This window comes from Brevibacterium sanguinis, assembly GCF_003315415.1.
GTDB classification, from domain to species: domain Bacteria; phylum Actinomycetota; class Actinomycetes; order Actinomycetales; family Brevibacteriaceae; genus Brevibacterium; species Brevibacterium celere_A.
On sequence record NZ_QNSB01000007.1, the window covers coordinates 93,241 to 107,172 of the forward strand.

Here is a 13,932-nt window from a genome sequence, read left to right on the forward strand (position 1 = left end):
TCATCAGCCCCAGCCACGAGTCCGCATCCCCGACCGCCCCGCCGGCGTCCGCGGGGACAGCCGCCCCGACGTCCGCCCGGTCCGCCCCGGTGCCCGCCCCTGCCGTGAAGCCCCTGCGCATCGGCGGGATCGAGCTGTCCTCGCCCGTGGTGCTCGCGCCGATGGCCGGCATCACCAACACCGCGTTCCGGCGGCTGTGCCGCGAGTACGGCGCCGGTCTCTACGTGACCGAGATGGTGACCTCCCGGGCGCTCGTCGAGCGCAGTCCCAAGAGCATGCGCATCATCCACCACGAACCCTACGAGACGCCACGCTCCGTGCAGCTCTACGGAGTCGATCCGGAGACGATCTCGGCGGCCGTGCGGATGCTCGTCGAGGAGGACCGCGCCGATCACATCGACCTCAACTTCGGCTGCCCCGTGCCCAAGGTCACGCGCAAGGGAGGCGGCTCGGCGCTGCCGTGGAAGAAGGACCTGTTCGCCGCGATCGTCACCGGCGCCGTCCGCGAGGCCTCCCGCGGAGACGTCCCGCTGACGGTGAAGATGCGCAAGGGCATCGACAAGGACCACCTCACCTATCTCGAGGCCGGGGAGATGGCCCGCGACGCGGGTGTCGCCGCGGTCGCCCTGCACGGGCGCACCACCGCCGACCTCTACTCCGGACAGGCCGACTGGGACGCGATCGCCCGCCTCAAGGACCACCTCGGCGACACCGTGCCCGTGCTCGGCAACGGCGACATCTTCGCCGCCGAGGACGCCCTCGAGATGATGAACCGCACCGGCTGCGACGGCGTCGTCATCGGCCGCGGCTGCCAGGGGCGGCCGTGGCTGTTCGGCGACCTCGCGAACGCGCTGGGCGGCAGCCCGGTCAGGCACCGTCCCGGACTCGCCGAGGTGGGCCGGGCCGTGTACAAACACGGCGAGTACCTCGTCGACTACTACGAGGACGAGTTCCACGGCGTCCGCGACCTGCGCAAGCACATCGCCTGGTACTTCAAGGGCTACCCGGTCGGGGGAGACCTGCGCAGCCGGCTCGCCATGGTCTCCTCCCTGGCCGAGCTCGAGGAGCTGCTCGCCCAGCTCGACCACGACGCCCCCTACCCGGGGGAGGCGGCCGAGGGATCGCGGGGACGCACGACCCGGCCGAAGCGGCCGCACCTGCCCGAGGGCTGGCTGGACTCCCGCGTCTTCGATCCCTCGGGGCAGTCCCTGCTCTCCGAGGCCGAACTCGACATCTCGGGAGGCTGAGCGTGCCGTCGAATCCCTATCCTCCGGCGTCGACGATGTCGGGGGCCGTCGCGGCCTACACTGCTTGGGACGAGGCGCGCTGGGTGAGCGAACCGGCGAAGAACCCGCGCCGCTCGGCGTTCCAGCGCGACCGGGCCCGCGTCCTCCACTCCGCGGGTCTGCGGCGCCTGGGGGCCAAGACCCAGGTCGTCGAACCCGGCACCGACGACTTCGTCCGGACCCGGCTCACCCACTCCCTCGAGGTCGCCCAGGTGGGGCGCGAGCTCGCGCGCTACCTGGGCTGCGACCCCGACATCGTCGACACCGCCTGCCTCAGCCATGACCTCGGCCACCCGCCCTTCGGCCACCACGGGGAGACGATCCTCGATGAGGTCTGCGCCGACATCGGCGGGTTCGAGGGCAACGCCCAGACGCTGCGCCTGGTCACGCGGATCGAGCCGAAGGTGCTCGCCCCCGACGGTCGTCCCGCCGGGCTCAACCTCACCCGCGCCAGCCTCGACGCCCTGACCAAGTACCCCTGGACGCGCGCCGAGGCCGTGAGCAAGCGCGACTCCGGGGTGTTCAAGTTCGGCGTCTACGACGACGACGCCGAGGTGTTCACCTTCTACCGCGACGGCATCCCCAACGGGAGGAAGTGCCTCGAGGCGCAGGTGATGGACCTCGCCGACGACATCTCCTACTCCGTCCACGACGTCGAGGACGCGATTGTCGCCGGACACCTGAGGCTGCCCGAGTTCGCCTCCGAGGCGAGGCGGGCCGAACTGTTCGCCATCACCCGGCAGTGGTACCTGCCCGGCGTCGACGATGCCGACATGGACCGGGCGCTCGAGCGCCTGCAGGCCGCGTCCTACTGGCCGGCGGAGGCCTATGACGGGTCCCGCCGCGCCCAGGCCGCGCTCAAGCACCTGACCAGCCAGCTCATCGGCCGCTTCGTCGCCGCCGCCGAGGCCGCGACCCGCGAGGAGTACGGCTGGGAGCCGCTGGCCCGCTACGCCGCCTCCCTCGTCGTCCCGGAGGCCACGGTCATCGAGATCGCGGTGCTCAAGGGGATGGCGACACTGACGGTCATGGTCGCCGAGGATCGGCTGCGCCTCCACGACATCCAGTCGACCGTGCTCACCTCGCTGGCCGAATGGTACTCGCAGGCCCCGGACACGCTCGACCCGATGTTCCGCGCCGACTACCTCGAGGCCGCCGACGACGCCTCCCGGCTGCGCGTCGTCGTCGACCAGATCGCCTCGCTCACCGATCACTCCGCGTGGACGCTCTACCACCGGATCCAGGCCGGAGCGGGGGATCGACTCTAAACCATGGCCGGCCTGATCAGACGGGAGGACATCGACGAGCTCCGCAGCCGGGTCCGCATCGACGAGGTGGTGGGCGAGTTCGTCACGCTCAAGACCGCCGGCATCGGCTCCCTCAAGGGACTGTGCCCCTTCCACGACGAGAAGACCCCGTCCTTCCACGTCAGACCCCAGGTCGGCATGTACCACTGCTTCGGCTGCGGGGAATCCGGCGACGTCTTCTCCTTCCTCCAGAAGGTCGAGCAGCTGAGCTTCGTCGAAGCCGTCGAGGCGCTCGCGGCCAAGGCCGGCATGCACCTGCGCTACGAGGACGGCAAGGGCCCCGACCGCGAGCAGGCCAGCCGCCGGCAGCGGCTGCTCGAGATGCACGAGGTCGCCGGGAACTTCTTCGCCGCGGCGCTGGAGACCGAGGCGGGGGAGATCGCCCGCGACTTCCTCACCGGGCGCGGCTTCCCCACCCACTCGAGCCGGGACTTCGGCCTCGGCTTCGCCCCGAAGTCCTGGGACGCCCTGACGTCCCATCTGCGCCGTGCCGGATTCAGCGACGAGGAGATCCTCGCCGCCGGCCTGGCGAGCGAGGGCGGTCGGGGGATCTACGACCGGTTCCGGGGCCGCCTGGTGTGGCCGATCAAGGACATGACCGCCCGGACGATCGGCTTCGGCGCCCGCCGTCTCTTCGACGACGACCAGGGACCGAAATACCTCAACACCCCCGAGACCGCGCTCTACCGCAAGAACCAGGTCCTCTACGGGCTCGACCTCGCGAAGCGGGACATCGCCAAGACCAAGCGCGTGGTCATCGTCGAGGGCTACACCGACGTCATGGCCGCGCACCTGGCCGGGGTCACCCAGGCCGTCGCGACGTGCGGAACGGCCTTCGGCGCCGAGCACGTGAAGATCGTCCGCAGGCTGCTCGGCGACGACTCGAGCGGCGAGGTGATCTTCACCTTCGACGGGGACGAGGCCGGGCAGAAGGCCGCGCTCAAGGCCTTCGAGTTCGAGGCCGAGTTCACCGCGCAGACCTTCGTCGCCGTCGAGCCCGACGGCCTCGACCCCTGCGACCTGCGGATGCAGAAGGGTGACGGGGCGCTGCGCGAGCTCGTCGACGCCCGCAAGCCGCTCTTCGAGTTCGTCATCACCACGTCGATCGCCCGCTTCGACCTCGATTCCGTCGAGGGGCGGATCTCGGCGGTGAAGGCGGCCGCCGAGGTGCTCACCGGCATCCGGGACCGCACGAGCCTCAGCCACTACTACCGGTTCGTCGCCGGGCGGATCGGTGTCGACATCGCCGAGGTGGAGTCCGCGGTCAAGGCGGCACGGAAGCGCCCGCAGCGCGGCCGGTCGAGCGACCCCGTCCGCCCCGACGGCGGGCGGGCCCCGGGACGCGGCGCCGGCCGGCCGGCCGACCGCCCGGCGGGACCGGGGGCGCAGCCGCCGAGCGATCCCGTGCAGCGGACGTGGAACCCGGAACCCGGCCCGGCTCCCGCACCGGCGCCGGGGCCCGGCGGGGAGGACACGGCGCTCGAGTACGTCTACGACGAGCGCCCGGACGTCTCGAACCTGTCGGCCCCGATCAGCCCGGCCCGGCTGAAGACGGAGAAGGGCGCGCTCATGGTCGCCCTCCAGCACCCCGAGTTCGTCAACGCGAAGCTCTTCGACTCCCTCTCGGCCAGGGCCTTCGAGCACCCGGGACTGCGCCGGATCCAGGCCGCCATCCAGGAGGCAGGCGGACTGCGCTCCGCCGGAGGGGAGCAGTCCCGGTGGACCGAGGCGGTGCTCGCGGTCAGCCCCGAGGATCTGCGCCCCTACGTCACCCAGCTGCTCGTCACCCCGCTGCCCATCGCCGAAGGGGTGAGCGCCGAACGGTTCGCCCAGGGGATCGTCGCCCGCCTCTTCGACTACGACCTCGAACGGATCGCCGGCGAGCTCCACTCCCGGCTCCAGCGGCTCGATCCCTCCGACACGCAGTCGGGGACGAACCTGCTCGGCCAGCTGCAGGTCCTCGAGCAGCACCGCGCCCGCCTCCGCGCGCTCATGTGAGCAGCTCCTCCCGCCTCGGCGTGCGGCACTGACACACGCCGCCGCGCGAACCGCGTGATTTCGTGCACAGATGAAAGTTTGCACTTGATGCAAAGATGCACAGCATGCAAAATGGAGGCATGGCCACCACTGAATCGCTGCGCGCCAAGAAGGCGCGGCTGACCCGCAACGCCCTCCACGAGGCCGCCGTCACGCGGGTGCTCGAGGACGGCCTGGAAGCGGCGACGGTGGCCGCCATCGCCGCCGACGCCGGGGTCTCCACGCGCACCTTCTTCAACTACTACGCGACGAAGGAGGACGCGATCGTCGGGCTCGACGAGTCCGACGTCGACGCCCAGCTCGTCGACGCCTACGTGCACTCCGAGGCCGGGCTGGACACCCTGGCCGAGGACACCGCCCGCTTCATCAGCGAGGCCCTGTTCATCGGATCCCTCCACCCCGACACCCCGGCCAGACGGCGTCTGCTCTTCGCGCGCCACCCCGAGCTCGTGAGCAAGCGCCTCGAGCGGGCCGAGGCCCTCGAGGAGCGGCTCGCCGAGCACGTGCGGGCGAGACTCGAGCACCTGGGCCAGGAGTTCTCGAGCGAGGACTCGGCACGGCGCAGCTCGAGGATGCTCACCCAGCTGTGCATGGTGCCCCTGCACCACGCGGGACGGACGATCAAGCACTCGCCCGGGCTCGTCGAGGAGCGCGGCGGCTCCCACCCGATCTACGAGGAGTCCCTCCGACTCTTCCTGACAGTGCTCGAACGACTGAGATGAAGGACCAGATGAGAAATGCCGAGACGCCGAGAACCGGCGAGACGATGCCGACGGGCGAGATGACGATCCGCACCGAGGACCGACCGATGACCACCTCGGCGATCGTCCTCCTCTTCGTGGGCCTGATGATCGCCATGTTCATGTTCTCCCTCAACCAGACCGTGCTCGCCACGGCCCTGCCGACGATCGTCGGCGAACTCGACGGGGTCGACCAGATGCTGTGGGTCTCGACGGCCTTCATGCTCGCCTCGACGATCACGATGCCCATCTACGGCAAGGTGGGCGACCTGTTCGGGCGCAAGCCGCTCTTCATGTTCGCGATCTGCTGCTTCCTCGCCGGGTCCGCCCTGGCGCTCGTCGCCGAGGGCATGTCCATGCTCATCCTCGGCCGCGTGCTCCAGGGCATCGGCGGCGGGGGGATGATGATCCTCTCGCAGTCGATCATCGCCTCGGTGGTCCCCGCCCGCGAACGCGGCAAGTACATGGGGATCATGGGCTCGGCCTTCGCCGTCTCCTCGGTCGCCGGCCCCCTGATCGGCGGCTGGCTCACGGAGGGTCCGGGCTGGCGCTGGGCGTTCGCCATCAACTTCCCCCTCGGCATCCTCGCCCTCATCGCCGCGGCCGTCTTCCTCAAGGTGCCCAAGCGGGCCCACGGACCGCGCCCGAAGGTCGACGGCGCGGGCATGCTCCTCATCTCCATCGTCACGAGCGCGATCGTGCTCACCTCGGCGTGGGGCGGTCACGACTACGACTGGGACTCCTGGCAGATCATCTCCCTCATCGTCGTCGGAGCGCTCGCCGCGATCGCCTTCGTCGTCGTCGAGACCAAGGTCAGCGAGCCGATCATCCCCATGTTCCTGTTCAGGAACAGGGACTTCCTCCTCTGCACCGCCGCCGGCCTGTTCATCGGCGTCGCGATGTTCGGGGTCCTGTCGTACATGCCCACCTACCTGCAGATGGTCCACGGGATCGATGCGACCGTGGCGGGGCTGATGATGGTGCCGATGATGGGGACGATGCTCATCTCCTCGACCGTCATCGGCTTCGTCGTCGCCCACACGGGCCGCTACCGGATCTACCCGCTCGTCGGGATCCTCCTCATCGGACTGTCCCTGGCCCTGATGTCCCAGCTGCGGGCCGACAGCTCCGAATGGGAGACGATCTGGCACCTGGCGCTGCTCGGCCTGGGACTCGGCCTGAGCATGCAGACGCTCGTGCTCGTCGTGCAGAACGCGTTCCCCGTGTCCATGGTCGGGACGGCCACCGCGGCGAACAACTACTTCCGGCAGGTCGGCGCCACCCTCGGCATGGCGCTCATCGGATCGGTCTTCACCCAGCGCCTTCTCGAGAACATCGAGACCGGACTGGCGGGGCTGTCCGCGAAGGCCGGCGACCAGCCGCTGCCGGCGGTGTCCTCGACCGGGCTGACGCCGGGGGTCGTCGCCGACATGCCCGAACCCGTGCACTCGCTCATCGTCGGCTCCTACAACGACGCCCTCGTCCCGCTGTTCCTCTGGGTGGCGCCCCTGGCCGTCCTCGGCTTCGTCTTCCTCCTCTTCCTCCCCGGCACCCCGCTGGCCAAGGGCCTGGGCGCTGAGTCGACGACGCGCACCCGCGTGGACGTCGACCGGGCATCCGATACCCTGGCAGAGCAGACCACAGGGAAGGATGTCACGGATGACGGTGCTGACGATACTCAACTCGCCCGGAACTCGGGTTCCCGCGCAGCTGACTGAGCTCGGAGAGGCGCCCGACGTCGAACTGCGGATCGTCGCCGCCGAGGAGCTCGGCTCCGCACTGCCCGGCACCGAGGTGCTGCTGCTCTGGGACTTCTTCTCCACCGCACTGGAGTCGGAGTTCGCCCGGGCCGACTCCCTGCGCTGGATCCACGCCGCGAGCGCCGGCGTCGACTCCCTGCTCTTCGCCGACCTCGTCGACTCGGACGTCGTCGTCACCAACGCGCGCGGCATCTTCGACCGGCCGATCGCCGAGTTCGTCCTCGGCTTCATGCTCGTCCACGCCAAGAGCCTGCTCGGGACGCTCACGGACCAGCGGCAGTCCAAGTGGAACCGCCGGTCGTCGCGGGACCTGGCGGGATCGCGGGCGCTCATCGTCGGCACCGGCTCGATCGGCCGGGAGATCGCCCGGGTGCTCGCCGCCCTCGACGTCGAGATCGTCGGGGCGGGCAGCCGGGCCCGGGAGGGCGACCCCGACTTCGGTCGGGTCATCGACTCCGCGGACCTCGCCTCCCACCTCTCCGGCGTCGACTGGCTCATCGACATCGCCCCGCTGACCGCGCGGACCGCGAACCTCATCGACGCCGAGGTGCTCGCCGCGATGGAGCCGCACGCGCACCTCATCAACGTCGGCCGTGGGGCCACGGTCGACACCGCCGCCCTCGTCGCCGCCCTCGCCGAGGGACGGATCGCCGGCGCCGGGCTCGACGTCTTCGCCGAGGAGCCGCTGCCGCCCGATCATCCGCTGTGGGCGATGGACAACGTCATCATCACCCCGCACATGAGCGGCGACACCGAAGGGTGGCGGGGACGGCTGGCCGACCAGTTCGTCGACCTCTTCGCCCGCCACCGGGCCGGCCTGCCGTTCGCCCACACCGTCGACAAGAGCGCGGGCTACGTCCGATGAGCGATCGCAGACATGCGGAGAGGCAGCTCCTGGCCGGGGTGCTCGGCGAGCTCGTCGCCGTGCGCAGGGCGCGGCTGCTCAGTCTCCTCGTCCTCGCCGCGGCCATGCTCGTCGCCGGGCTCGGCGCAGCCCTGCAGGCGCAGGGGGAGCGGGTCGACGCCGTCCTCCTGTTCTCCGCATTCACCCTCATCATGATCGGGATCGTCTGCGGCCTCGCGGCGATCGTCGCCTGGACCCGGATCAACCGCGACGTCCTCGACTCCGTCGCCGCCCGCAGGCCGGTCAGCGCGCGGGCGCCGCGGTCCCAGGCCGGGGGAACGGCGGTCGCCGTCGGCTTCGCACTGCTCGGGCTGGTCTTCGGCGTGATGCTGTGGGAGACCACCCCGGTCCTGGCCGTCGGGATCGCCGTCGCCTGCGCCCTGCTCGCGTGCCTCGGACCGATCTGGGCGAACGAGCTCGCCGCCGGCGACGACAGGTTCGCGGCGATGCTCGAGGGCGATGCCGAGCTCGCGGCGCGGTTCGCGGACTTCACGCCGATCTGGCTGCACGAGGCGATGGGCGACTCGGACTGAGACCCGTCTCCCGACGACGAGAAGGCGCCCGCAGCATGTGCTGCGGGCGCCTTCTCACCGTGCTCGGTTGCGGTGTCAGCCGTTGACCAGCGCCTCCGCGCGGGGGAAGGCGGGCGTGTCGATCCCGGCCATCGCGGCGACGCAGCGGACGACCTGGCAGCTGTAGCCGAACTCGTTGTCGTACCAGACGTAGACGACGGCGCGGTCCTCGTCGACGATCGTCGCGAGACCGTCGACGACTCCTGCGCGCTTCGACCCGACGAGGTCGGACGAGACGAGCTCCGGGGAGGCGACGTAGTCGACCTGGTTGCGCAGCGGCGAGTCCATCGAGGTCTGACGGAGGAACTCGTTGAGCTCGCCGACGCTCGTGGCGGTCTCGAGGTTGAGGTTGAGGATCGCCATCGACACGTTGGGGGTGGGCACGCGGATGGCGTTGCCCGACAGCTTCCCCTTGAGCTCCGGCAGCGCCTTCGCGACGGCCTTGGCGGCACCGGTCTCGGTGAGCACCATGTTCAGCCCTGCGGCGCGGCCGCGGCGGGAGCCCTTGTGGAAGTTGTCGATGAGGTTCTGGTCGTTCGTGAACGAGTGGACCGTCTCGACGTGGCCGTTGCGGACGCCGAACCGGTCGTTGAGCGCCTTGAGCACCGGGGTGATCGCGTTCGTCGTGCACGAGGCCGCGGAGACGACGGTGTCGGAGTCGAGGATGTCGGAGTCGTTGACCCCGAAGACGATGTTCTTGACATCGCCCTTGCCGGGGGCGGTGAGGATGACCTTGGAGGCACCCGGGCAGGCCAGGTGCTTCGACAGACCCTCCTCGTCGCGCCACTTGCCCGTGTTGTCGACGATGATCGCGTCGTCGATCCCGTAGGCGGTGTAGTCGACCTGGGAGGGATCGTCGGAGTAGATGACCTGGATGAGGGTGCCGTTGGCCAGGATGGTGTTGGCGTCCTCGTCGACGACGATGCTGCCGTCGAACTTCCCGTGCACGGAGTCACGACGGAGCAGGGAGGCGCGCTTGACGATGTCGTCGGGGCCGCCGCGGCGCACGACGATGGCCCGCAGCCGCATCCCCGAGCCGCCGGCGCGGTCGAGGAGGATCCGGGCGAGGAGGCGTCCGATGCGCCCGAAGCCGTAGAGGACGACGTCGCGCACCGGCTGGTCCTCACCGGCGGCGCCGACGACGGGAGCGAGCTCCGAGCGGAGGAACTCCGCGAGGTCTCCCGATCGGCTCTCCGCCCTCTCGAGGAGACGGCCGACGTCGATGCGGGCGGCGCCGAGGTCGAGCTCCGCGAGCACGCGCACGAGATCGAGGGTCTTCTCGATGTCGAGCTCCGCGCCGAGGAAGTGGCGGGCGTAGCGATGAGCCTTGATCATGCCGGTCACGGACTTGTTCAGCAAGGACCGGCCGAACAGGGTGAGCAGCACATCGTTCTCCCGGTACAGCCGGCCGACGAGCGGAATGAGGTCCTCCGCCGCGGTCTGCTTCTTCGCCCACTCGTCCAGGCGAGCCGTGGTTGCATCAGTCAAGGTCGTGTCCCCTCAGGTCAGTGTCGAGTCGATTGACGAATTCTCGCCCAAGTCTAGCCTGTTGCCCGCCTTCCGCGCCGACACGCTCGGCTCTCCGCCGAGGTGGAACCTCCAGGCGAATCGCTGCGGATCCGCACCCTCGCCCCTGACCCCGATCCGGGGACCGAAGCGGATGTCGGCGCTCGGTGCGGCAGGAGGGGTCAGCGACCATTCGCGTCCGTCGAGCGGCGCCCCGTCCTGACTGAGGTCGGCGTCGAAACAGCTGGCCACACAGCCCGGACCGCGCGCCAGTCCGGCATCGGGCAGCGGATGCTTGCGCGGCTTGGCCTCGCGCCGGCTCCGGGCCAGCTCGACTCCCTCGACCACCTCGCCGGCCCGCACGAGGAGACCGGTCGGGGTGCCGGTGGGTCCGCAGACGAGATTGAGGCTGTGATGAATCCCATAGATGAAGTAGCAGTAGAGATGAGCGGGAGGCCCGAACATCGAGGCGTTCCTCGCCGTCCGTCCCCGGTACGCGTGAGAGGCGGGATCGGTGCGCCCGTCATAGGCCTCCACCTCGGTGATCCGGATCGCGACCCGTCCGGCGTCGGTCGACCGGCTGAGGACCGCGCCGAGCACGAGGGGCGCGACGTCGAGGACCGGGCGGTCGAAGAAGTCGACGAGGGCAGGGTCCGGGGTGCCGGTGAGCAGGGCATCCGTCATGGGTGGTCGTCCTCTCGGTCGTCGAGGCGCTTGAACCCGAGCAGGGTCAGCGCGATGAGTCCGGCCGCGGTGAGCAGGGCTCCGAGGGTCTGGGCCTGCAGGCGGGGGATGGTGATGGCGTCGTCGGGAGTCGTGTCCTCGGCGGGCCGGTCCCGCGCGGCGGTCCCGACCCAGGCGGCGACGAAGAGGATGAGGCGGGCGAAGAGATTCATCGTCAGCATGACCGCGATGAGCGACCCGAAGATCGACGCCGCCTGATTCCCGGAGAACAGGTCGATGAGGATGGTCGCGAGATTGAGCAGCACGACGAAGGAGACCGCCCCGATGAACGAGCCCCTCATCTTCGGACTGCGCTCGACGGGGCTCTGGGGCAGCACCGTGAAGAGGAACATGAAGATCCCCCATGCCGCGGCGAGGCTGATGAGGAGCTGGCCGAGGATGAGCAGGACCGGCGCCCAGGCCGGCAGGTCGAGGAAGTCGACGATGAGGGACGCGAGCCCCGTGCCGATGACGGTGAGCGCGACGGTGAGCAGGATGCCGGTGACGAGGCCGAAGAGGATGGCGATGTTGACGAGGAAGTTCCGGACGATCGGCTCCTGCCTGATCTCGCCGATCTCGTGGGCGAGCTGAGTGCGGATCGCGGATTTGAGCGTCTCGATGAACCCCTGGCCCGAGTACAGGCCGGCGAGGACGCCGACGACGCCGACGGCCTGCCAGTTGCCGAGGACGCTCTCGAGAGCGTTGCTCAGCGCGGGGCTGCCCGGGGCGATGCGATCGAGTTCGGCCGCGATGACCGGGACGAGGTCGGGGCGGAGGACGTCGAGGACGAAGCCGAGTCCAGCGAACGTGAACATCGCGACGGGGATGATCGCGAGGACGAGGAAATAGGTCACGGCTCCGGCGAGCTGGTTGCCCATGCGGACGAGATAGCGCCCCAGGGCGCGGATGAGGTGCGCGGGGCCGGGCTGGGAGATGGCGGAGTGTCCCGCCGCGGCGACGGTGCTGCGCGAGGCCAGGACCTTGGCTGGGGTCACACTCTGCTCCTTCTCGTCGTGCTGTCGCGTCCACAGTACCGGCTCGCGTCGGTCTGCTCTGGACGGCCCCTGTGAACGCCGCCGGGCTCGTCTCTCTAGACTGTCATCCATGACGACAGCTCTCGCCATGCCCGAACTCGCCGCCTCCGCGACCCGCGCGTCCTCCGCCGCCGATCAGCTCAACGGCTTCTCGGCCTGGGCGGTGACCGTGATGGAGACGCTCGGGCCGATCGGCGTCGGCTTCCTCGTATTCCTCGACAACATCTTCCCCCCGATCCCGAGCGAACTCGTCCTGCCCCTGGCCGGCTTCACCGCGAGCCGGGGGGAGATGAGCCTGCTCCTGGCCATCGTCTTCGCGACGATCGGCTCGCTCACCGGAGCGCTGCTGCTGTGGGCGCTGGGCAGATGGATCGGGCTCGAGCGGATCAGCCGGATCGCGCTGAAGGTCCCGCTCGTCGATGTCGACGACATCACGAAGACGGTGGCGTGGTTCGACCGCCACGGTGGGAAGGCCGTCTTCTTCGGCCGGATGATCCCGATCTTCCGGTCGCTCATCTCGATTCCCGCCGGTATGCGCGACATGCCGCTGGTCCGCTTCGTGCTGCTGACGACGGCGGGCAGCACCATCTGGAACACGATCTTCGTCGTCGCCGGATTCTGGCTGGGCGAGAACTGGGCGATCGTCGAGTCCTATGCGGGCGTGTTCCAGAAGCTCGTCATCGTCGCGGTCCTCGTCTTCATCGTCGTCTGGGTCGTCCTCAAGGTCCGCAAGCACCGGCGCCGGTCCGCCGGTCCGGGCACCGGCGACGACGCCGCCGAGGGACTCGGCGAGGGCGGCTTCTCCTCCGACGAGGGTGGCGTCGAGGGACGCGACGACGGACGCGCCGGCCCCCGGGACGGAAGAGGGCGCGACCCCCGGGAGGGCTGAGCCGGCGGAACCGGCCGCCCCGGCGGAACCGGCCGAGCCGACCGAACGGGCTGAGTCAGTCCGCCCACGCCGCCGCGGTGTGCTCCCGCGGCACCTCCTCGCCGGGCCTGACGGGTCCGGGTGCCGAGCCCGTGCCGAACGGCGACCCGCCGAGGGCCTCCCGGCCGTGGGGAGTCAGCCAACCCGAGAGGTCGGGACCCTGCGGCACGATCCCCGTCGGATTCACGTCCTCGTGGACGATGTAGTAGTGCTGTTTGATCTGCACGAAGTCGACCGTGTCCCCGAAGCCCGGCGTCTGGAAGAGGTCGCGGGCATAGCCCCACAGGTTCTCGAAGTCCGTCAGCGACTGCCGATTGCACTTGAAGTGCCCGAAGTAGACGGGATCGAAGCGGACGAGCGTCGTGAACAGTCGCACATCCGCCTCGGTGATGGACCCGCCCATGAGGAAGCGGCGCGACTCCAGACGCTCCTCGAGGACGTCGAGGGCGGAGAACAGGCGGTCGAAGGCCGATTCGTAGGCCTCCTGCGAGCCCGCGAAGCCGCACCGGTAGACGCCGTTGTTGACCTCCGTGTAGACGAAGCGCATGAGCTCCTCCATCTCCTCCCGGGTGTCCTCGGGCCACAGATCGGGTGCGCCCTCCCGGTGGAAGCGCCTCCACTGGGAACTGAGGTCCTCGGTGATCTGGGGGAAGTCGTTCGTCACGACCTGTCCGGAGGGGATGTCGACGATCGCGGGCACGGTGATGCCGCGCGGGTAGTCGGGGAACCGGGCGAAGAAGGCCTGCTGGAGGCGCTCGATGCCGAGCACCGGATCGACTCCGTCGGGGTCGAGGTCGAACGTCCATGATCTGGCGTCGTGAGTGGGCCCGGGCATCCCCAGGGAGATGACGTCCTCGAGCCCGAGCAGCCGCCGCACGATCAGCGAGCGATTCGCCCAGGGGCAGGCGCGGGCGGCGATGAGCCGGTAGCGACCGGGTTCCACCGGCCAGCGCGCCCCCGCCTCGTCGAGGATCCGATCCTCGATGTAGTTGGTGTCCCGGGTGAACTCCGCACCCGGCTCGACGTACGAGCCCTTCGTCGTCTCCGCCATGTCGTCCTCCCTGTTCCTCATTCGTTCGCCGGCGCCGGTCGGCGCCTCTCCGACGACCGGTGCCGGCAGGCCCGGTCGGGGCCG

The 13,932-nt window shown here is 69.9% G+C and carries 12 protein-coding genes; 8 read left to right on the forward strand and 4 right to left on the reverse strand.

What is annotated here, in order from left to right; genetic code table 11:
* The first annotated feature begins 2 nt into the window (after positions 1–2).
* From dusB to DFO65_RS11435, 7 genes are all read left to right on the forward strand, one after another.
* Positions 3–1,247: a tRNA dihydrouridine synthase DusB gene (gene dusB / locus DFO65_RS11405; protein ID WP_181778713.1), complete on the forward strand. Its 1,245-nt coding sequence runs from the start codon at positions 3–5 to the stop codon at positions 1,245–1,247.
* A gap of 35 nt (positions 1,248–1,282) precedes the next feature.
* A complete protein-coding gene (locus DFO65_RS11410) occupies positions 1,283–2,554 on the forward strand; it encodes a deoxyguanosinetriphosphate triphosphohydrolase (protein WP_113904669.1) in 1,272 nt (423 codons plus the stop codon).
* Positions 2,555–2,557: 3 nt separating this feature from the next.
* Positions 2,558–4,591, forward strand: coding sequence for a DNA primase (gene dnaG / locus DFO65_RS11415; RefSeq protein ID WP_113904562.1), 2,034 nt, complete (start codon positions 2,558–2,560; stop codon positions 4,589–4,591).
* A gap of 119 nt (positions 4,592–4,710) precedes the next feature.
* A complete protein-coding gene (locus DFO65_RS11420) occupies positions 4,711–5,352 on the forward strand; it encodes a TetR family transcriptional regulator (RefSeq protein ID WP_113904563.1) in 642 nt (213 codons plus the stop codon).
* 8 nt (positions 5,353–5,360) lie between these two features.
* Complete coding sequence (locus DFO65_RS11425) at positions 5,361–7,088, forward strand: MDR family MFS transporter (protein WP_113904670.1); 1,728 nt, start codon at positions 5,361–5,363, stop codon at positions 7,086–7,088.
* Positions 7,030–7,995, forward strand: coding sequence for a D-2-hydroxyacid dehydrogenase (locus DFO65_RS11430; RefSeq protein WP_113904564.1), 966 nt, complete (start codon positions 7,030–7,032; stop codon positions 7,993–7,995). Before DFO65_RS11425 ends, DFO65_RS11430 begins: the two co-directional genes overlap by 59 nt.
* The gene (locus DFO65_RS11435) at positions 7,992–8,567 is read left to right on the forward strand and encodes a hypothetical protein (RefSeq protein WP_113904565.1); all 576 of its coding nucleotides are present in this window, start codon (positions 7,992–7,994) and stop codon (positions 8,565–8,567) included. The genes DFO65_RS11430 and DFO65_RS11435 overlap by 4 nt, the downstream gene beginning before the upstream one ends.
* Before the next feature lie 75 nt (positions 8,568–8,642).
* Here DFO65_RS11435 and DFO65_RS11440 read toward each other — a convergent pair whose 3' ends face one another.
* From DFO65_RS11440 to DFO65_RS11450, 3 genes are read right to left on the reverse strand one after another with little or no spacing between them, the layout of a single operon-like run.
* The gene (locus tag DFO65_RS11440) at positions 8,643–10,094 is read right to left on the reverse strand and encodes a glyceraldehyde-3-phosphate dehydrogenase (RefSeq protein WP_113904566.1); all 1,452 of its coding nucleotides are present in this window, start codon (positions 10,092–10,094) and stop codon (positions 8,643–8,645) included.
* Positions 10,095–10,106: 12 nt separating this feature from the next.
* A complete protein-coding gene (locus tag DFO65_RS11445; RefSeq protein ID WP_113904567.1) occupies positions 10,107–10,796 on the reverse strand; it encodes a DNA-3-methyladenine glycosylase in 690 nt (229 codons plus the stop codon).
* Positions 10,793–11,830: a YhjD/YihY/BrkB family envelope integrity protein gene (locus DFO65_RS11450; protein ID WP_113904568.1), complete on the reverse strand. Its 1,038-nt coding sequence runs from the start codon at positions 11,828–11,830 to the stop codon at positions 10,793–10,795. The genes DFO65_RS11445 and DFO65_RS11450 overlap by 4 nt, the downstream gene beginning before the upstream one ends.
* A 109-nt stretch (positions 11,831–11,939) precedes the next feature.
* Between DFO65_RS11450 and DFO65_RS11455 the strand changes: the two genes are divergently transcribed.
* A complete protein-coding gene (locus DFO65_RS11455; RefSeq protein ID WP_245940655.1) occupies positions 11,940–12,758 on the forward strand; it encodes a DedA family protein in 819 nt (272 codons plus the stop codon).
* Between the two features lie 55 nt (positions 12,759–12,813).
* On the opposite strand, the gene DFO65_RS11460 is transcribed toward DFO65_RS11455, so the two are convergent.
* Entirely contained in the window at positions 12,814–13,848 is a 1,035-nt protein-coding gene (locus DFO65_RS11460) for a glutathione S-transferase family protein (RefSeq protein ID WP_245940656.1), read from the reverse strand.
* Positions 13,849–13,932 lie beyond the last annotated feature (84 nt).

Coding starts and splice junctions, on each gene's coding strand:
- DFO65_RS11410 (WP_113904669.1), top strand. CDS start 1,283: ATGTCGGGGGCCGTCGCGGCCTACACTGCTTGGGACGAGGCGCGCTGG.
- dnaG (WP_113904562.1), top strand. CDS start 2,558: ATGGCCGGCCTGATCAGACGGGAGGACATCGACGAGCTCCGCAGCCGG.
- DFO65_RS11420 (WP_113904563.1), top strand. CDS start 4,711: ATGGCCACCACTGAATCGCTGCGCGCCAAGAAGGCGCGGCTGACCCGC.
- DFO65_RS11425 (WP_113904670.1), top strand. CDS start 5,361: ATGAGAAATGCCGAGACGCCGAGAACCGGCGAGACGATGCCGACGGGC.
- DFO65_RS11430 (WP_113904564.1), top strand. CDS start 7,030: ATGACGGTGCTGACGATACTCAACTCGCCCGGAACTCGGGTTCCCGCG.
- DFO65_RS11435 (WP_113904565.1), top strand. CDS start 7,992: ATGAGCGATCGCAGACATGCGGAGAGGCAGCTCCTGGCCGGGGTGCTC.
- DFO65_RS11445 (WP_113904567.1), bottom strand. CDS start 10,796: ATGACGGATGCCCTGCTCACCGGCACCCCGGACCCTGCCCTCGTCGAC.
- DFO65_RS11455 (WP_245940655.1), top strand. CDS start 11,940: ATGACGACAGCTCTCGCCATGCCCGAACTCGCCGCCTCCGCGACCCGC.
- DFO65_RS11460 (WP_245940656.1), bottom strand. CDS start 13,848: ATGGCGGAGACGACGAAGGGCTCGTACGTCGAGCCGGGTGCGGAGTTC.